Source organism: Sandarakinorhabdus sp., from assembly GCF_040398645.1.
Classification (GTDB): Bacteria; Pseudomonadota; Alphaproteobacteria; order Sphingomonadales; family Sphingomonadaceae; genus Sandarakinorhabdus.
Map to the genome: position 1 here is coordinate 10,233 of NZ_JBBATR010000003.1, position 17,715 is coordinate 27,947.

18 protein-coding genes and 1 tRNA gene are annotated in these 17,715 nt (G+C 64.2%); 6 read left to right on the forward strand and 13 right to left on the reverse strand.

Annotated elements, in window-relative coordinates:
• From ABWP50_RS01130 to ABWP50_RS01145, 4 genes are all read right to left on the reverse strand, one after another.
• On the reverse strand, nt 1–1,745 hold a 1,745-nt coding region (locus tag ABWP50_RS01130), incomplete at its 3' end, for a PD-(D/E)XK nuclease family protein (RefSeq protein ID WP_502950948.1).
• A 126-nt stretch (nt 1,746–1,871) separates the two neighbouring features.
• Nucleotides 1,872–2,549, reverse strand: a complete 678-nt coding sequence (locus ABWP50_RS01135; protein ID WP_353216148.1) for a winged helix DNA-binding protein — start codon at nt 2,547–2,549, stop codon at nt 1,872–1,874.
• A gap of 265 nt (nt 2,550–2,814) precedes the next feature.
• Nucleotides 2,815–3,141: a hypothetical protein gene (locus ABWP50_RS01140; protein WP_353216149.1), complete on the reverse strand. Its 327-nt coding sequence runs from the start codon at nt 3,139–3,141 to the stop codon at nt 2,815–2,817.
• 236 nt (nt 3,142–3,377) lie between these two features.
• Complete coding sequence (locus ABWP50_RS01145; RefSeq protein WP_353216150.1) at nt 3,378–3,932, reverse strand: hypothetical protein; 555 nt, start codon at nt 3,930–3,932, stop codon at nt 3,378–3,380.
• A 47-nt stretch (nt 3,933–3,979) separates the two neighbouring features.
• On the opposite strand from ABWP50_RS01145, the gene ABWP50_RS01150 reads away from it, so the two are divergent.
• The 4 genes from ABWP50_RS01150 to msrC all read left to right on the forward strand — a co-directional run bounded on the left by ABWP50_RS01150 (nt 3,980) and on the right by msrC (nt 6,082).
• Nucleotides 3,980–4,363, forward strand: coding sequence for a VOC family protein (locus ABWP50_RS01150; RefSeq protein WP_353216151.1), 384 nt, complete (start codon nt 3,980–3,982; stop codon nt 4,361–4,363).
• On the forward strand, nt 4,336–4,857 hold the full coding sequence (locus tag ABWP50_RS01155; protein ID WP_353216152.1) for a GlcG/HbpS family heme-binding protein: 522 nt from the start codon (nt 4,336–4,338) through the stop codon (nt 4,855–4,857). The genes ABWP50_RS01150 and ABWP50_RS01155 overlap by 28 nt, the downstream gene beginning before the upstream one ends.
• A gap of 125 nt (nt 4,858–4,982) precedes the next feature.
• On the forward strand, nt 4,983–5,504 hold the full coding sequence (infC, locus tag ABWP50_RS01160) for a translation initiation factor IF-3 (RefSeq protein WP_353216153.1): 522 nt from the start codon (nt 4,983–4,985) through the stop codon (nt 5,502–5,504).
• Nucleotides 5,505–5,590: 86 nt separating this feature from the next.
• Entirely contained in the window at nt 5,591–6,082 is a 492-nt protein-coding gene (msrC, locus tag ABWP50_RS01165; protein ID WP_353216154.1) for a free L-methionine (R)-S-oxide reductase MsrC, read from the forward strand.
• 21 nt (nt 6,083–6,103) lie between these two features.
• Here msrC and ABWP50_RS01170 read toward each other — a convergent pair whose 3' ends face one another.
• The 5 genes from ABWP50_RS01170 to ABWP50_RS01190 form a co-directional block, all read right to left on the reverse strand.
• Nucleotides 6,104–7,675, reverse strand: a complete 1,572-nt coding sequence (locus tag ABWP50_RS01170; RefSeq protein ID WP_353216155.1) for a M56 family metallopeptidase — start codon at nt 7,673–7,675, stop codon at nt 6,104–6,106.
• Nucleotides 7,672–8,037 carry a BlaI/MecI/CopY family transcriptional regulator gene (locus ABWP50_RS01175; RefSeq protein ID WP_353216156.1) on the reverse strand — a complete coding sequence of 122 codons (366 nt, stop codon included), beginning with the start codon at nt 8,035–8,037 and terminating at the stop codon, nt 7,672–7,674. The genes ABWP50_RS01170 and ABWP50_RS01175 overlap by 4 nt, the downstream gene beginning before the upstream one ends.
• 123 nt (nt 8,038–8,160) lie before the next feature.
• Nucleotides 8,161–10,140 carry a hypothetical protein gene (locus tag ABWP50_RS01180; RefSeq protein ID WP_353216157.1) on the reverse strand — a complete coding sequence of 660 codons (1,980 nt, stop codon included), beginning with the start codon at nt 10,138–10,140 and terminating at the stop codon, nt 8,161–8,163.
• Between the two features lie 77 nt (nt 10,141–10,217).
• Nucleotides 10,218–11,417 (reverse strand): acyl-CoA dehydrogenase, encoded by a 1,200-nt coding sequence (locus tag ABWP50_RS01185; RefSeq protein ID WP_502950949.1) that lies wholly within the window; start codon nt 11,415–11,417, stop codon nt 10,218–10,220.
• Between the two features lie 161 nt (nt 11,418–11,578).
• The gene (locus ABWP50_RS01190) at nt 11,579–12,433 is read right to left on the reverse strand and encodes a PEPxxWA-CTERM sorting domain-containing protein (protein WP_353216159.1); all 855 of its coding nucleotides are present in this window, start codon (nt 12,431–12,433) and stop codon (nt 11,579–11,581) included.
• Between the two features lie 256 nt (nt 12,434–12,689).
• Between ABWP50_RS01190 and ABWP50_RS01195 the strand changes: the two genes are divergently transcribed.
• Together ABWP50_RS01195 and ABWP50_RS01200 are read left to right on the forward strand one after the other, a co-directional pair.
• Complete coding sequence (locus ABWP50_RS01195; protein ID WP_353216160.1) at nt 12,690–13,697, forward strand: fumarylacetoacetate hydrolase family protein; 1,008 nt, start codon at nt 12,690–12,692, stop codon at nt 13,695–13,697.
• A gap of 79 nt (nt 13,698–13,776) precedes the next feature.
• Nucleotides 13,777–13,850 (forward strand) — tRNA-Gly (locus ABWP50_RS01200).
• Nucleotides 13,851–13,884: 34 nt separating this feature from the next.
• Here the strand turns inward: ABWP50_RS01200 and ABWP50_RS01205 are convergent.
• From ABWP50_RS01205 to ABWP50_RS01220, 4 genes are all read right to left on the reverse strand, one after another.
• The gene (locus ABWP50_RS01205; RefSeq protein WP_353216161.1) at nt 13,885–14,052 is read right to left on the reverse strand and encodes a hypothetical protein; all 168 of its coding nucleotides are present in this window, start codon (nt 14,050–14,052) and stop codon (nt 13,885–13,887) included.
• Between the two features lie 2 nt (nt 14,053–14,054).
• Nucleotides 14,055–15,230 (reverse strand): aminotransferase class I/II-fold pyridoxal phosphate-dependent enzyme, encoded by a 1,176-nt coding sequence (locus ABWP50_RS01210; protein WP_353216162.1) that lies wholly within the window; start codon nt 15,228–15,230, stop codon nt 14,055–14,057.
• Between the two features lie 40 nt (nt 15,231–15,270).
• Nucleotides 15,271–17,118, reverse strand: a complete 1,848-nt coding sequence (locus tag ABWP50_RS01215; protein ID WP_353216163.1) for a S41 family peptidase — start codon at nt 17,116–17,118, stop codon at nt 15,271–15,273.
• 209 nt (nt 17,119–17,327) lie between these two features.
• The coding region (locus tag ABWP50_RS01220; RefSeq protein WP_353216164.1) for a helix-turn-helix transcriptional regulator at nt 17,328–17,715 on the reverse strand (388 nt) is incomplete at its 5' end.

Below are 17,715 nucleotides of genomic sequence, written 5' to 3' on the forward strand. Positions count from 1 at the left end.
CCAAGGATCGCCAGCCGGGGATGGCCTTGGCCGGGCACCCGCACATTGCAGCCGTGCATCAGCGCCGCCAGCAGCGCCGGCGCTTCATCGGGCAGAAACGGCCCGAACAAGCCGCCGCACGCTTCCACCTCGGCCACCAATGCGCCCAGCTGCCGGCCATCCGGCCCCGACCAGCCATCATCACTCGTCAGCGCCGTGATAGCATGGCGCAGCGCCGCCATCACTGCCGGCAGATCCGCGCTGCGGGCCTCCCGCAGCTGTTCCAGCGGCGTCAGCGCGGCCGCAACATCATCCCACCACAGCGCCATCACCTCGGCCTGTGGGCCGCGATTATCGGCCACAAACCGCGCAATGGCTTCGCCGGCGGCATCCAGCCCCGGCGGCGGCCGCACCCCGCGCAAGGCCAGATCGGCCAGCATCACCGCCGCTGCAAAGCCCGGATCACCGCGCCGCACCAGACGATGTTTCAACGCCGCCAGCAGACGCGCTGGCGCAAAAGCCTCGGCCATCGCTGCCACCAGATCCTGCGCCAGCGCGCCTGGCGGCATCAGCGCCAGCGGTGTGCCAGCCGAACTGTCGATACTGATGCCCCAGCGCTGGCAATGCGCCGCCACCCGGCGGGCCAGATCGGGATCAGGCGTGATCAAGGCTGCACGCACACCGGGCGTCTCTATGGCTTCGCGCAGCGCCAGCGCGGCCACCTGCGCCTCCTCGGCTGCCGTGGCGCACTCGGCCAGCGTGACGTTTGCAAACGCCTGCGCATCTGGTTCTGGCTGGGCTGCGGCGGCGGCTGCCGGTGCCAACGCTGCCGCCAACGCAGCGCCGCGCGCCGCCGGGCCGTCCAGCGCGCCGCCAGCCGCCGGCCAGGCCTGCACATCGCACCGTTCAAGGCCCAGGCCCGCCAACAGCCGCTTCATCGCCCATTGCGGATGTCCGGGATCGCCGCGCTGGCCGGTTTCGGCATCAGCAAGGCGAATGGCATCCCAGCGGGCCTGACCAGCCGGGCCAACATCGCCATCCAGCCCCGGCAACACCACCAGCCCGCGCGGCAACGCCAGCACAGCCGACAGCAAGCGCACAATTGCCGGCGTTGGATTGGCAATGCCAGCGGCCACCACCAAGCCCTTAGTCGGCGCTGCCTGCCAACGCGCGATCAGGGCATCGATCAATGTTGCCAGCCGGGTTGCCCCTTCGATCCCGCCATGGCCGGTGCGAGCTTGCGGCCAGGCCGCGATGATCAATTCCAGAAACGCCAGGCTTTTTTGCCAATGATCCGCCAGATCCTGGCCGTCAGCGGCGCTGCGCAATGCTTCGGGATCGATTTCCTCGGCCAGCAGCGCATCCAGCACATCCCCAAGCGCATCGCCAAGCCGCAAGCGCTCCACTGCTGCACGTGCAGCACCGGGCAGCTTGCCGGCCAGTTGTGCCAGTTCAAAACGGCGCACCAGCAGCGGCACGGCCGGCGCAATCGGCGCTTCGCCCGCCGCCAGCCGATCGAAGCTGGCATCATCAAGATCGCCCACCGGCACCAGCCGCGGCAGCAACAAGCCGCCGTTGCCCAGTTGGCGCACGAAGGCTTCGGTCACTGCGGCAACCGCGCGACGATTGGGTAAAAGCACCAGTGACTGCGCCAGCGCCATCGGATCCCCAGCAGTGCGCTGCAACAGCCCCGCCGCCAGCGCGTCGGCAAATGCCACGTGCACCGGAATATTATATAGCTGCGGTTGCCCGGTGCGCGTGATCACATTCGCCACTTTAGCCGCGCGCCGGCCGCGCGCCACCCCCAATCGGCGCGCGCGTCGGTTCATGGCCGCCCGGCTGCCGAACTAACCTTGCAAAGGGCTGCGGCCCGATCTGCGCCGGGCTTTGCGTCAGGCAGCGCCGCGCTGGTAGCGGGCGCGCACCCGCTGTTCGGTGCGCAGCGAATCGGCTGCCATGGCCAGCATCGCCGTGAATGAGTCCGGCGCGATTGCCAGAAAGCTGCGCCGCCCGTCGCGCTGGCAAGGTCGGCGCACGATCAGGCCTTCGCGGGTCATACTGTTGATCCAGCGCAGCGCCGTCGTGCTCGGCACATCAGCCGCAATGCACAGGCTGGTCACCGACGTTTCGCGCCGCCAGTAATTGGCCACTGCCAGATCGAGCAATATGTCCCACGCCGGCTCCCCCAACGACAAGGCCGGCAAATGGCGGGCACGCAACCGCCTGATCCGGAATTGGCTTTCAAGGAAGGCCACACAATCGCCTTCGGCAATTTCGGCAGCATCAGCCGCAGCCGCAGCACCCTGCCCAACCAGACGGTCTGCCAGCGCCGCCAAACCTTGCGCCATATCGGCCACTTGGCGCGCGATGGTCACGGCCTGATCGGTGCCGGCCAGCGCGGCGACGGCGCGGCCAGCCACGGCCTGGCCGGCCAAGCGCTGCAAGGCCGTCAGATCAAAGCCGGTGATGCGGTGCAGATCGCCCGGGCGCTGGTGATCGCCCGGGCGTTGGGGATCGCCTGGGCGCTGGGGATCGTCGTGCTGGGGATCGTTGTGCTGGGGATCTGCCACGTCATGAATGTTGGCCAGCACCCGATCGCTATACGAGTCCGAATCCGTCGCTGCGGACCTATGCAATGCCGAGCTATGCATTGCTGAACCATGCTGCGGCGCTGATACAAATTCGCTCGGATTGCCATGATGCGGCGGCAGATCAATCAAGCCACTTGTTGCCTGCGCCTCGGAAGCCGCTGCTGCCGCCAAATTGGTGCGGAAACCTCGATCCAATAAATTTTGGTCACGCACAGCGTCTACAGAGTTTTGCGGAACACCCGCTTCAAATCCGGACTGCATCATTTTGTGTTTGCCCCGATACGCTGTTCATACTGGATGCAATTGCTAGCAGGAGCTCGAGTTGTTGAACGCATAGAGGTTGATCCAAAATGGATAGCCCGGCAGCCGAGATGTGTTCATTAAGGATATTGTCTGGCGACCAGACTGCAATCGGCGGCGCTGGCGTTGCTGCATCAGCCGGTATTGCCGCAAGACAAAGGTCGGCGCGCGGCCGCATGGCTGGCCCGGGCGGCAGAATCGTAACTGCCCAGCCCAGGATATCGCCGATCAATGCTGCTTTCTCGGCCGGCGCGGCCTGCAGTCCGCACATCACCAGCCGCAATTGTTGGGGCTGGTGGCCCTTGCTGCAACCCGGCGCAGGCGGCGCCGACAGGCACGCCCAATCGGGCGCATCGGCTGCGCGCTGCTTGCTGTGCGCTTTGGGTGCGCGCCCGGCAGCGCGATTGTCGTCCGACTCCATTGTCGCCACCGTGCAGGTTACGAGCAGCGCCATGCCACCCGATCAGACAACGGCCCGCGCAACCAGAGTTTGTGCAACCAAGAAGGTTAGCCCGCGAGAACCATAAGTTGCTCGATCGCCGGAAGCGCCACTGGCATCACCAGCCGGTCAACACCCGCAGCCGCCAACACGGGCACCAGCGCGGGATCGGCGGTCGTCACCCGAATGATCCGGTCTTCCCCGCGCAGCACCAGCCGCGGGCGCTCAGAATCAGCCGAAGAATCTGCGAGCAGGTCCGCGGTGAGCTGGTCAAATTGCCCTTTGCCGGCCCACGACGGCGACGGCGGCGGCGGCGACGGCGACGGCGATGTGGCAAAAAGATCTGCTGCCGCAATCAAGCCAGCAGGGCGCGCCATGCTGACTTGCCACCCAAGAATCATGAAAACGAGGATGATTTTCTCCGCTTCGGCCCATGGAACATTGTCCAGGCGCACGGTCTGTTTTGCGCACGCGTCGGCCCTACCCAACGGTGCAATCCCTCCATTGAACACGCTGTTTTTCCCTTCAACGACCCACGTAAAAGATAACAGATGGTCATAAATGGCACAAGTATGCGGATGGTCCGTTATGGATGCAAACCGGGGTCTCGACATTGAACGCATGACATGCTTCGATGGCCGTATTGGCGTTCAACAGGGGAGATTATTGCATGTTCAGTCATATCATGGTGGGTGCCAACGACACCGCCGCATCCAAGGCCTTTTACGACGCAATTTTTGCAGCCATGGGCGTGGCGCCCGGATTTGCCGACGACAAGGGCCGCGTGTTCTGGATGACCCCGGCCGGCATTTTCGCAATCACGCCGCCAATCGATGGCCAGCCCGCCAGCGGCGCCAACGGCGGCACGATCGGCTTTGCCGCTGCCAACACTGATATGGCCGATGCCTGGCACGCCGCCGGCCTCGCCAATGGCGGCACGGCCTGCGAAGACGCGCCCGGCGTGCGCAGCGGTGGCATGGGCCCGCTGTATCTTGCCTATCTGCGCGATCCTGCCGGCAACAAATTGTGCGCGATGCACCGGATGGCGGCCTGATGCGCAGCTTTGCGCTGATTGCGGCGCTGGCCTTCGGTGCTGGCGTGCCAAGTGCCGCGCAACTGGTGAAAGACAAGCCGGCGCTGACCCTCGCCGGTGCACGCATCATTATCGACGCAGCGCAGGCCGAGGCCGAAAAGCGCAGTTTGAAGGTAACGATTGTGGTGGTCGATCCTGCCGGCCTTCCGATCACGCTCCGGCGCATGGATGATGCGTCGCTGGCTGGCCCGGAAATTGCCAGTGGCAAGGCGCAAACTGCCGCCCGGTTCGGCAACCCGACAGCTTTGTTCGAGCAGCGGCTGCAAAAAGAAGGCCAATTGCGTTATCTTACGTTTCCCGTGGCGGTTGTGGCGTCCGAAGGCGGCATCCCGATCAAGCTGGACGGCAAGACCGTGGGGGCTGTGGGCGTTTCGGGCGCGACCTCACAGGAAGACGGACTGATCGCAGCAGCCGGGATTGCCGCGCTGGAACAGCAATTGGCTGCCCGCAAATAAACTGCCGAATAGCGCAAGGTCAGCGCCTCTTGCCGCTGCCCCTGCCGCCGCGCTATTGAGGCGGCGGGCCGGAATCAGGCCTGCCATCAGGAGAGACTGCCATACCACCGCCACCACGCCGTTTCATGAACACGCCCGCACCAATCACGGGGCCGCTTTATGATGAATTCATCCGGGCACCAAAGGTGCGGGTTATCGATCAGGACGGGGAGAATCTTGGAGTTCTCTACACGCGTGAGGCCATGGCCATGGCGCAGGAAGCCGGGCTGAATCTGGTGGAAGTATCGCCGGGTGCCGACCCGCCAGTGTGCAAGATCCTTGATATCGGCAAGTTCAAATACGAAACCCAAAAAAAGGCCGCTGCCGCGCGCAAGAACCAGAAGACGCAGGAGATCAAGGAGATCAAGATGCGTCCCAACATCGATGAGCATGATTACCAGACCAAGATGAAGGCGATCCACCGCTTCCTCGAAGAAGGCGACAAGGTAAAGCTGACGCTGCGTTTTCGCGGGCGTGAGCTCAGCCATGGCGAGCTTGGCCTGAAGCTGCTGGAACGAGTGCGCGACGATACCGCCGAACTGGCCAAGGTCGAGCAGTTGCCGCGCCTGGAAGGCCGCCAGATGCTGATGGTCATCGCGCCGAAGTAGGTTTCGGCTTCACCCGCGACCACAAACGCCGCCGGATCACCCCGGCGGCGTTTGCGTTTGGCCACCTGCGGCGCTAACCGGCGGCTATGTCATTCTTCGCCCCCGCCCTCGAAGGCACCAAGCACGACCAATATGCCCAGCTGAACCAGCAGCTTGCCGCGTTGATTGGCAATGAGCGCGATTTCATCGCCAATGCCGCCAACATGGCCGCGCTGATCTTCCACAAGCTGGATGGGCTCAATTGGGCTGGTTTTTACCTGATGCGCAGCGGCGAGCTGGTGCTGGGGCCATTTCAGGGCAAGCCGGCCTGTATTCGCATTCCGCTGGGCCGGGGCGTGTGCGGCACCGCCGCCGCCAGCCGCCAAACCCAGCTGGTGCCCGATGTGCACGCATTCCCCGGCCATATCGCCTGTGATGCAGACAGCCGCTCGGAAATCGTGATTCCGCTGATCCTGGATGGCGATGTGATCGGCGTGCTCGATCTCGACAGCCCAAGGCCCGGCCGCTTCGATGAAGCAGACCGGGCCGGGCTGGAGGCCGCAGCGGGGCTCTTGCTGAAGTCCAGCCGGATGTTCTGATGCCCCGGCGGGGGCCTCAGATCATTTCTGCAGCTTGATGATCATTTGGCCGGGCAGATTGGCCATGGCGGCATCCAGCCCCTTCAAGGCCGCGCTGCGCTGATCTTCGGAAAGGTCACGGGACTTTTCCAGTGCCGTGCGGGCTGAAGCCATCGCCGTGCGCATGCGCTTTTGCAGTTCCATACCGCAGGTGGCCAGCTGGGCAATGTCGGCATCGGCTGGCATGGAAATGCCTTCCTTGTCACAGCGCGCGCGCAAATCGGTGCGCACCATGGCCAAATGCTGTTCTGCTGCCTTTGACGCTGTATCGGCCTTGGCAGCCATGTCGGCCGGGCCTTCGCGGCGGATCATCATCACCCGTGTGCTGCCGGCACCGCCGCTCGCTGCAAGATCAAGGCCCATTCCACCCAGCACCATCGCCGGCGTGTCACCTCGCGATGTCGTTACGGTGGCACCTTCGCCATTCTTGACGATCACTGTGGTGATGCTTGACTGCTTCAGCTTGACGTCCTTGCTGTTCTTGGCATCCTTGCCTTCCAGCATCCGGGTGAACACCATCACCTGCGGCGGCCTGGGAGCAGCAGGTGCGGCAGGCGCAGCAGGCCCAGCATTTGCCGCTGGCGGCGCAGGCGGCACCGGCGGAACGGGCGCGGACTGGTCACCCGATGCCGTTGCGGCCAAGGCGGCGCCAGCAACGCCCAACAAGGCCAATCCGCCCAGCAACCGCGGCAACAAACCGATTTTGCGATCTTTCATCATGGCAATACGCTCCTTCAATTGTGATTTGTGGTTCATGGCGCAGGCCGCAATCGGCGTGGCCACACAGGCTGATTTCAAAACCGCCTGGCCATAAGCCGCACGGCTATCCCCGTCGCTGCCAGCCAGGACTGTGGCATCACAGGCAAGTTCCTGGTCAGCGCGGAACGCCCGCCAGGCGATATGGGCGATCGGGTTCCACCAATGCGCCGCCACCACCAGTAGCCCGACGAAATTGGCTAGCAGATCAAGCCGGTCATGATGCGCCGCTTCGTGCAGCATGGTCATCCGGCGTTCGGCAGACGAATAGCGCGTCAGGAAATCGGCTGGCACCAGGATGCGCCGCTGCCAGATTCCAGCCGCCATCGGGCCGGGCACATGTGCCGACATGATGACTGACACCCCGGAAATCGTCGCCAGCGGGGTGCCGTCACGCACGGCCGGGCCAATGAAGCGTTGGTGGCGCACATATTGCACGGCCAGCCACACGAGGGCGCCCGCCGCCCACAGCGCCAGCAGCAGCGACGGCCAATCCGGCATCTGGCTGAAACCACCGGCCTGCAGCGTCGCAGCCGGCAGCGGCTGCGTGTAAAGCGCGGCATCAGCCGGGCTCATCAGTGCCAGCGCCATATCACCTTGCGGATTGGCCTGCGCCACCGGCACATAAAACGGCTGCCAGCCTGGCAGCGGCGGCAACAGCAGGCGCAGCGGCGGCAGAGCCCACAGCGCATAGGCAAACGGCGCGCCCCACAGCCGCGCCACCGGGCGGCGCAGGAGGAGGGCCAGCAGCATCAACAGGGCGCTGCCAATCAAGGCTTCGATCAGCCAGATCATCATTGCTTCAACTCCCGGATCAGCGCTTCCAGTTCGGCAATATCGGCGTTCGACAATTCACCGCGCTCGGCAAGATGCGCGACCAGCGGCGTGGCGCGGCCGCCGAACAGGCGATCAACCAGCCGCCGCGATTCGCCGGCAGCGATGTCGGCGCGCGCCACGGCCGGCGCATATAGAAACCGGCGGCCGTCTTCGGTGGTTGTCACGGCGCCCTTGGCTGCCAAGCGTGACAGCAGGGTCTTCACGGTGGCCAAGGTCCAGGCGGTTGCGGCCAGCTGCGCGGCGGCGGCTTGCGCCGTAAGTGGGCCGTGGGCCCACAAAATCTCCATCACTTGCCATTCGGCTTCGCTGATCCGTTCGGTCATGCCCAAGCTCCTGAGCCGCCCGCTGCTGCCGGGCGGCGAATCGACTACATCTGTCATCGTTATGACGTTTACGGATGTAGTCGTCAAGCCTTGTATTACATGGGCAACACGGACAGCTTCAGGTCAGACTGGCACCGAAAAATGCTTGCCGGCAAACACCGCCTGCCAGCTTTCGATTTCCGACACGACAACATCGTCAGCGGCATGGGCCAGATCGGCAACATTGCCATAATCAAGGCCGGCCTCGGACGCGGCGTACAGCAGGGTTGCACGCCGATGCAGCGCACCAAGTTTTTCGGCGGAAACCCGCGAAATGGCGGCAAAGCGATCAAAATCGCCAAAATAGCGAATACCGGCAAAGGCGCCGCCAATCGATGGGAACATCACCCCCAAAAAGGTGAACAGCTTGGCGGTCTTGTCAGCATAGCTCGCCGAAAAGGCACCAGCGATGCCGCCAGCCCACAGCAGCAGCCACAGCGCCACCGATATCAAGGCCAGCCTGAACGATGTTTCCGACACAAGATCGAGCCGGTGATTGACCCGGTCGAGCCGCTCAGCCTTGCCGAGGTGGTAATCGCGCTGGCCGGCCAGATGCGGCAGCAACAGCCCGGACAACACCGATCGCAGCCACGGCCGCGTGATCGGGCCGGGCGGCAATCCGGCTTCGCGCAGCGCCTGGCGGGCATGATGTTCCGGCCAATCAGGCCCCCGCCCCCACCGCGTACCGCGCGGCCAGCGGCCCACCGGCCGGCCAACGCCCAGCGCCAGTGAAAAGGCGGCATGGCGCAGATATTCAGCCGCACGGCGGGTTTCGAACCAGCGATCATGCCAATGGCCGCGATGCGCCTGCGATGTGAGCAGCACGATGAACGCCAGCAGCAGAAATTCACCGAGCGCAAAGGCCCATTTCCACTCCGGCCCCAGCACCGGCAAATAGGTTACCCCGGCCAGAACCGCCGTCAGCGACGCCAAAAAATTGGTCACCATACCGCCGCGATATTGATCGGAAAATCGCGTCGATATGCCATCTGCCCAGGCAAATCGCGTAAGCACCGCCGCCGTGATCCGCCCCGGCCAGGCTGGATCAACCCCGGGCAATGCCGCCAGCGCGGCCAGCAGCGGCGCGGCGCTGCCGGCTGCGATTGCCTGCGGTGTTTCATGCACCATTGTCAGGTTGCGCCACGGCTTGCCGCCGCCAAACAGCGCCTCAATGCGGCGATAGCCGTGAAAAACCACATTGGTGCGCGGCCGCCAAGCCAATGGTGACAATGCATCAGCAGCATCACCGCTGGGCTGCAGCGCGGCGCGCACGGCGGCTGCCAGTTGCGCATCGCGCCGGGCGATCTCGCCGCCGCTGTCCAGCGCCTCCACGGCATCAAGGATCGACCAGGCTTCGGGATTGCCGGCATCAATGAGCACCACGGCGACACCGGCCGCCAGCGCTGCCGCCACTGTATGGCCAGTGCCGCCGGGCGCATCGCGGGCGGCACCGTCCCACACGGCCAGCAGCACATCGGCTTGCTCGATCATCACTCGCCCGGCCAACACAACCCGGCGGGAAACCGCGCTGACATAACGCTGCGCAGCGGCAACATCGCCGGGCTGTTCAAGCCTGGCGATGAGTTTTTCGGCTACGCTGTCATCGGCGTCAGCCAGCTCAAAGACTTGGGCCTGCGCATAAAGCGCAGCGATGGCTGCGGCGCGCGCAGCGGTGGCGGCATCGGTCGGCACCTGGCCAGCGATCAGCCGGCGGGCATCTTCCGCTGTGGGCGGATCGGCATTGATGGCCAGATTCAGCGCCCGGCCAAACGGCAGCGGTGCCACCAGTTGCCAGCCGAATTTCAGAGCAGCCTGCGCCGCCAGCTGATCAGCACCGTCGGCCAGCAAACTGTGCAGCCGCACCGGCGAAGCAGCAGATGCCGATGCGATCGCTGCGAAGATCGCCGCAACAACTGCTGCGATACGGTCTTCCTGGCCGTCGAATTCCGAATTCCCCGTGCGGTGGCCGGTGATGGCCAACGACAATACCGGCACGGGCAGCGGCGGCGGCTGCGCAACTGGAATTGAACTTGCAGCCGCCCCTGCCACTGGCATCGCCCCCACTCAGATCGTTCCCACTCAAATCATGCTATCGCGGGCGTCAGGCACCCTGACCAGCAGCAAATCCAGCGGTCAATTCGTCAATAAAATGCCTGCAGGCCGGTCTGCGCGCGGCCCAGGATCAGCGCATGAACGTCATGGGTGCCTTCATAGGTGTTCACCGCTTCGAGGTTCATGACATGGCGGATAACGCCATATTCGTCCGATATGCCGTTGCCGCCGTGCATGTCGCGGGCCTGGCGGGCGATATCCAGCGCCTTGCCGCAATTGTTGCGCTTGAGCAGCGAAATGGCTTCGGGCGCCAGTTGCTTGCTGTCCAACAGGCGGCCGCCAGCCAGCGCGGCGCACAGGCCCAGCGTGATTTCGGTCTGCATATCGGCCAGCTTCTTCTGGATGAGCTGCGTTGCTGCCAGCGGCCGGCCGAACTGCACACGGTCCAGCGTGTATTGGCGCGCAGCGTGCCAGCAATATTCTGCCGCGCCCATGGCGCCCCAAGCAATGCCATAGCGCGCGTTGTTGAGGCAGCCGAACGGCCCGGCCAGCCCTTCGACGCCGCGCAGGATACGGTCTTCGGGTAGATGCACATCGGCAAGCACGATTTCGCCGGTCACGCCGGCGCGCAGGCTGAACTTGCCTTCGATCTTTGGCGTTGCAAAGCCGACATCGCCGCGCTCCACGACAAAGCCGCGGATTTTGTCGTCATCGCACTTGGCCCACACCACCGCCACATCGGCCAGCGGCGAATTGGTGATCCACATCTTGGCACCATTGAGCAGCCAGCCGCCCTGCACCGCTTTGGCGCGGGTCTTCATGCCCGCCGGGTCGGAGCCGGCATCAGGCTCGGTCAAGCCAAAGCAGCCGATCAGCTCACCGGTGGCCAGGCCGGGCAGATAACGCTCCCGCTGCGCTTCGGAGCCGTAAGCATGAATGGGGTGCATCACGAGCGACGATTGCACGCTCATCGCCGAACGATAGGCCGAATCCACCCGCTCCACTTCGCGCGCCACCAGGCCATAAGCGACATAGGATGCCCCGGCGCAGCCATAGCCTTTGATGGTCGGCCCCAGCAGGCCAGCGCCGCCGAATTTCTTCATCAGATCGGGATCGAATTTCTCGTGACGGTTGGCCAGCTTGACCCCCGGCGCCAGTTCCGCATCGCAAAATGCCCGCGATGCATCGCGGATCATCACCTCCTCCTCGGTCAATTGCGCCGACAGCAGCAGCGGATCTTCCCAATCGAATTTCGGCCACTTGGGCGCAAAATGCTGGAGGTCAGTCACGGGCTGGGAAACGGCAGTGGCCATCAAAAAAACTCCTCTGCGGCTCTGTTAGGCCGGACGCGCATTAATGTCATGTGCGCGCGGCGCCGCAAACAAAAAAGCCCAGGCGCCGCAAAGCGCCTGGGCTTGATATGGTGCCGCACCCATGGTGCAGCGAAGCGTCAGGCTGCGACGACCTTGCCGCCGCGGCGGCGAGCCGAGAAGCCAACCAGGCCAAAACCAACGAGCATAAGCGCCCAGGTCTGCGGCTCAGGAATGCCATTGACGAGCGGAGCCGGGTCAGCCGAGAAGGTACCTTGGGTGGTCGCGAAGAAGCTGCGCAGTGCCTTGCCAGTCACATTGTTGAGGCCCTTGTTTGCCGGGTTCACCGGCGAAGTCGCCCGCGACACGATCGAGTTCAAGGACAGCGATATGCCGAGATCCTGAGCGCCGGTGAAATTGAGAAAATCAGACGTGAACATGATGGACGAACCACCCGACAACGAACCACCAGCTGCGCCCGTGGCACCGCCACGAAGGCCCGAGATATAGGCTGTGGTGAAGGTACCGCTGAGCAGGTTGGAGCCACCGGCATAAGTGGTGCCGCCGATCTGCACAGCCGACTGCGAGATGAAGCTGAAGCTGCCGTTGCCGTTGAGCAGTTGCTCGACGATCGCATTACCCGCGGCCGGCGAATTGGTCGTGGATGCGGCCATGGTGAACAGGGCGTCCATGTTGGTGATGAACGGCGCGAGCGCGTTGTTCACGAACGAGAATTTGGCGTTGACGCCGTTGGCAACAGCCTGCGACGGCTGAGCCACCGTGGTGCTGGTGGTGGTGTAAAGCGAACCGCCCGTGCCCTGCGAACGATAGTTGGCGTTCGAAGCGCCGGTCGGATCATTGTTGACCCACACGACCGACGGATTGGCGGCCACGGTGAAGCTGGCAAAATCAGTTATGACAGCGCTGGCAGGCGCAGCAGAGAGGCTGGCTGCGAGGGCGATGCCGCCGATGGCGAGGTATTTGCTGAGGGTCATTTTCACGTTCCTTTGTCGGTAGTCTGGCCCTTGCAATGAGGACCATCGGTAACGTTCTAGCAATAATCGTGCCACTTTCTTCATGCGTGTTAACCAATTGGAAACAAACAGCCCGTTTAGAGCGCTGGATTCGCAGTTGTAAAGAATTCCGACACTTTTAAGCAATCTGGCCCTGTTCTCTCTTAATACAGGCAGGGTCGCGCCGGCGGCAAAAGCAGGGTTGCACAAGCGACAAAAGCGGTTCAGCTTGGCCACCATGAAACTGGCTTCGCTGAAACACGGCCGCGACGGGCGGTTGGTTGTGGTATCTGATGATCTGGCCTGGTGCGCAGCGCCGCCGCCGATGTATCCCAATTTGCAATCGGTGCTTGATGATTGGGAGCGCGCCGCCCCGGTGCTGGAAGGTGTCGCGCTGTCATTGGCCCATGATGCGGTGCCCCACGCCCGCTTCCACGAACGCGACGCCGCTGCGCCGCTGCCGCGGGCCTATCAGTGGGCCGACGGTTCGGCCTATGTGAACCATGTCGAACTGGTGCGGCGGGCGCGCGGCGCTGAACTACCTGCCAGTTTCTGGCACGATCCGCTGATGTACCAGGGCGGCAGCGATCAATTTCTTGGCGCGCGCGATCCGATCGCGTTTCACGATCCGGCATGGGGCCTTGATCTGGAAGCCGAAGTGGTGGTGATCACTGGCGACGTCCCCCAGGGCGCCACCCGCGAACAGGCGCTGGCCGCCATTCGCCTGGTTGGCCTGGTCAACGATGTGTCACTGCGCGGCCTGATCCCGGACGAACTGGCCAAGGGCTTCGGCTTCGTGCAGTCCAAGCCGGCATCATCGCTGTCACCGGTGATGATGACGCCGGCCAGCCTGGGTGACCGTTGGCAGGATGGCAAGCTGCACGGCACGCTCAACATCGATCTGAACGGCCAGATGTTTGGCCGGGTTGCCACGCATGTCGACATGACGTTCGATTTTGGCACGTTGATCGCCCATCTCGCCAAAACCCGCCCCATCATCGCTGGCAGCATCATCGGATCGGGCACCGTGTCCAACCGCGATGCCGCCGGCGGGCCAGGCTGGCCCTGCGCCCAGGGCGGCAGCGGCTATGCCTGCATCGCCGAACAACGCATGGTGGAAACCATACTGACCGGCGCGCCGAGCACGCCGTGGCTGGCCCCCGGCGATGTGGTGCGCATCGACATGCTTGATGATCGCCATCACAGCCTGTTCGGTGCCATCGAACAGCAGATTGTCGCGGCCTGAACCGCTGGCCGCGCCGGCTTTTGGTTGACGAACCGGCCCGGACAATGGCAACGCAGCCCGGCACGGCGGCCACTTCTGTGCGGGTATGATGTAATGGTAGCCTGTCAGCTTCCCAAGCTGAACGCGCGGGTTCGATTCCCGCTACCCGCTCCAAGGTTTTGCGACCGTCAGATGATGGCTGGCCTGATCAGCGGGTGAGCGCGTAATAAATCACATAAAACCAGCCGAACAGACCGTGGATGATCGCCCATAGCAGCGATTTGTGCAGGCTCCAGCTGATGGCAATCGCCAGCGCCGATCCAAAACCGATGCCGGTTGATACCACCTGCCCGCCATTCACGCGCCGATCTGCCATGGCTATTCTCCTGCTGCCAGGCCCGGCGATTGCTGCCAACGCAGCCGCACAGCATTGAGGCGGGCAGCGCCATCATTCAGCACTTCATCCGATTTGGCAAAGCACAATCGAATATAGGGCGTGGCACGGCCATCCGGCATGAACGCACCAAGCGGGATGGCCGCCACACCGCCGCCGCCTTGGGCAATCGAGATGACGGCAGCTTCGCAAAATTCCCGGTCCGCCATGGCGATGCCGGATGCAGCAAGATCGGCCATCACGAAATAGCTGCCATCGCTGGGCAGCAGTGCCCAGCCGCCGGCGGTCAATGCGGCAACCAGCCGATCGCGCGCCCGCACAAATTGCGCCCGCGCCGCGGCAAACCAGCTGTCCGGTAGCGCCAGCCCGGCCGCCACCGCGACTTGCAGCGGCGGCGGCGTGGTGAAAGTGAGAAACTGGTGTACCTGCGCCGCGCGTTCGGCCAGTTCAGGCGCGGCGATCACCCAGCCGACCTTCCAGCCAGTCAGCGCCAGCAGCTTGCCAGCCGAACCCACTTTGATTGTGCGTTCCGGCGCCAAGCCAAACAGCGAGACATGCGGCGCACTGCCAAGGATCACTGCTTCCCACACCTCATCGCTGATGATGATCAGATCATGCGCGCGCGCCAGATCGGCAATTGCCTGCAGCATGGCTGCACCGGCGACGGCGCCAGTGGGATTGTGCGGCGTGTTGATCAGGATGGCGCGCGTGGCCGGGGTGATGGCGCCGGCAATCGCGGCGCGGCTGGCCTGCCAATCCGGCGGAACCAGATCGACGAACACCGGCACTGCGCCCGCCCGGCGCACCAGCGGCGCATAGGCATCATAGGCCGGGGCGAACAAAATCACCTCATCGCCGGCACCTGCGACCGCCATGATGCTGGCGGCCAGCGCCTCCGTCGCGCCGGAAGTGATGATCACCTGCGCGGGGTCAAGCGCAAGCCCCTGTGTGCGCGCATAAAATACGCACACGGCGCTGCGCAGTTCCGGCAATCCGCGCATCGGCGGATATTGATTATAGCCGGTGGTGATCGCCTCAGCCCCCGCCGCCAGCACCGCATCGGACCAGCCAAAATCCGGAAAGCCCTGGCCCAGATTGACCGCGCCGTGCGCGCGGGCCAGGCCCGACATATGTTCAAAAATGGTGGTGCCGGCCTGCATGGCGCGGTTCTGGCATGCAGGCCGGGCGCCGCCAAGCCCCTCAAGCCGCCGGGCGCAGCTGATAGCTGTGGCGCATGATGAACGGCTGGCCGGCGCTGCGGCTCTGCCGCGTGATGCGCAGCATGGCCTTGTCGCGGGTCAGGATGGTGCGGATCATGACTGGCTTGCCGTTTTCGCTGCCGCTGCCGTCCAGCACCAGTGTCAGCCCGCCGTCCGCGCTGCGGCGCAGTTCGGATATGGCCATGGTTTCGCGGCCCTTGCCTTCGCCCACCACCAGCTGTTTGCCGCCAGCCGCAACCGACCAGGTTTCGCTGGAGCGCACCGTCTTGCCCGGCCCGTCGTCATAGGTCCACGACAGGGAAAGTCCGTTGACACCAAGCAAGGTGGGCAGCGAAACCCGGCTGTCGTTGCCATAATCGCGGTAATCCAGCGTGCCGGTCCAATTGCCTGCCAAGGCTGCGGTTAGCGCCAATGTGGCATCTGGCGGCGTGCCCGGATCACGCGCCACCTCGACCGCCCGGTCGCGGCCGGCTTCAAAATCCGCCAACGTCGGCACCACCAGCATATCGACCGGCACGCCGCGGCGCGGGGTGAATCTCTGGATGTTAGTGCGGTTCCAGGCATTGGGCACGCGCACCTTGATACCGCTGGCTGGCAGGGTGACCAAAAAAATTTGCCCGGCGGTGGGTCCTTCGGCGCTGCCGCCGCCTTCCTCGCCCACCAGCGCGGCGCCGCGCCGTTCCTTCAGCCAGGCGATGGTGCGTGTGGAACCCGAGCCATTGCGCAGGCCAGTGAGCACCGTAAGTCGGCCGGTGAAGCGCTGCGCGGCGGGCAACGGCTGGTGTTCGATGGTGCTATCGTTGTCGTCGGCTTCGTTGGTGCCGGTGGGCACGCGATCATACCAGCCGTCGGCGCTGCGGGTGAACGCGGCTTGCGGCGGGTTGAACAAAGCCTCCCGGTCACCCCAGCTGTCGATATGCTTGGGCAGATCGCCATAGCGGATCGCCTTGTAACGGATTGGCTTGCTCCACGTGAACGGTGCATCGAACAAGTGGCGGGCCAAAGCGATCGACACATCTTCCGATCCGCCGCCATTGGCGCGCAGATCAAGGATCAGATGTTCGGTGCCCGCCGCTTTCATCGCCTGGATAAAGCCGCCAAGGAAGGGCGTTGCCGCCACCGGATTGCGATAATTGACGAACGTATCGATGCGCAGGCGCGCCGCCTTGCCGGCCAGACGCCACGTCACGCCATTGTAGAATTCGCTGCGATAGGGTGCGTCGCCTGTGTCCAGGCGCATCCAGTCGGCAAAGCTGATCGGCGCAAGCTGGCTGGTCTGGCCAGCCGCATCACCTGGCATTTTCCAGGCAATATCCCAGCGGGCGGGCGCGCCGAACAAGCCGGGCCAATATTCATCGAAATCACTGCCGGAAAGATCGCTGTCGTCGGCGATCTTGGCTATGATGGCCTGATCGGTGTCGCCATCATAGGCGACCAGCGGGGCAATCTGGTTCAGGATCTGCGGCACAGGCCGGCCGTTGATAGCGGTGATCTCCACGCCTTTGGGCAACGCGCCCGACACCACGATCATGCGCCCTTCTATCAAGGAAAAGCGCACTGGCAGGTGGCTGGCGTTGGTCTTGCGCCAGCGGCTGATGGCGTCCGGCAATTCGGGTTTGCTGTGATCGCAGTGGATGCTGGCCACCATGCGGGCAATCTCGCGGTGCAGGGCCAGCGTGCTGATCGGCTGGCTGGCCAGCGCCTCCAGCCGGGCAAAACCGGCGTCCACCTGCGGCTTTGGCACATAACGGGTGAGGCCGGGGTGGATGGTTTCCATGGCGCGCCGCATCAGCGCAACATCGCTGCTGGCCTGTCCCGCAGTCAGCATAGCATCGGGCATAGCAGTGGCTGCTGGCGCGGCTGCTGGCGGCGCAGCACGGGCCGGGGCAGATAGCAGGGCCATGAGCGTAACAGAGCCAAGCAGGCTGATAACAAAAGCAGAGCGTGACATTGCAGGTCCTTTCGGTTGGTGTTGCGGCGCCCCACTTGGCCAATCGCGCCGCCGGCATCGCCCGAAACCCTGAAAAACTGCGCTTTTCAGGATTTGAGACGTGATCCCGCCGCTTTGGCACGCGCTGCGCTGGGCGACATGCCGGCAAATTCGGCAAACGCCCGGTTGAAGCTGGCCTTGGAGCGAAAGCCGGCATCCATCGCCATCGTCAATATCGCGCGGGTGTCGGCCGGGTCTTGCAGCCACGCCTGCACTTCGCGCACCCGCCGCCGATTGATCACGGCGTTGAAATTGCCGCCCAGCCCTTCGCCAAAGGCACGCGCCAGATAATTGCCATTGGTGCCCAGCGCGCGGGCCAGGCTGGCGGCGGTAACATCGGGATCCTGCCACAGCCGCTGCGCCTCGATCTCCGCTTCGAATCGCGCGCCCAGCGCCGCCCAATCGCGGCCAGCCGTGGCTGGCACTGCCGGTTCC

Coding starts and splice junctions, on each gene's coding strand:
- ABWP50_RS01205 (WP_353216161.1), bottom strand. CDS start 14,052: ATGGCAGATCGGCGCGTGAATGGCGGGCAGGTGGTATCAACCGGCATC.
- ABWP50_RS01140 (WP_353216149.1), bottom strand. CDS start 3,141: ATGTGCGGACTGCAGGCCGCGCCGGCCGAGAAAGCAGCATTGATCGGC.
- ABWP50_RS01195 (WP_353216160.1), top strand. CDS start 12,690: ATGAAACTGGCTTCGCTGAAACACGGCCGCGACGGGCGGTTGGTTGTG.
- ABWP50_RS01150 (WP_353216151.1), top strand. CDS start 3,980: ATGTTCAGTCATATCATGGTGGGTGCCAACGACACCGCCGCATCCAAG.
- msrC (WP_353216154.1), top strand. CDS start 5,591: ATGTCATTCTTCGCCCCCGCCCTCGAAGGCACCAAGCACGACCAATAT.
- ABWP50_RS01210 (WP_353216162.1), bottom strand. CDS start 15,230: ATGCAGGCCGGCACCACCATTTTTGAACATATGTCGGGCCTGGCCCGC.
- infC (WP_353216153.1), top strand. CDS start 4,983: ATGAACACGCCCGCACCAATCACGGGGCCGCTTTATGATGAATTCATC.
- ABWP50_RS01215 (WP_353216163.1), bottom strand. CDS start 17,118: ATGCTGACTGCGGGACAGGCCAGCAGCGATGTTGCGCTGATGCGGCGC.
- ABWP50_RS01190 (WP_353216159.1), bottom strand. CDS start 12,433: ATGACCCTCAGCAAATACCTCGCCATCGGCGGCATCGCCCTCGCAGCC.
- ABWP50_RS01145 (WP_353216150.1), bottom strand. CDS start 3,932: ATGCGTTCAATGTCGAGACCCCGGTTTGCATCCATAACGGACCATCCG.
- ABWP50_RS01170 (WP_353216155.1), bottom strand. CDS start 7,675: ATGATGATCTGGCTGATCGAAGCCTTGATTGGCAGCGCCCTGTTGATG.
- ABWP50_RS01175 (WP_353216156.1), bottom strand. CDS start 8,037: ATGACCGAACGGATCAGCGAAGCCGAATGGCAAGTGATGGAGATTTTG.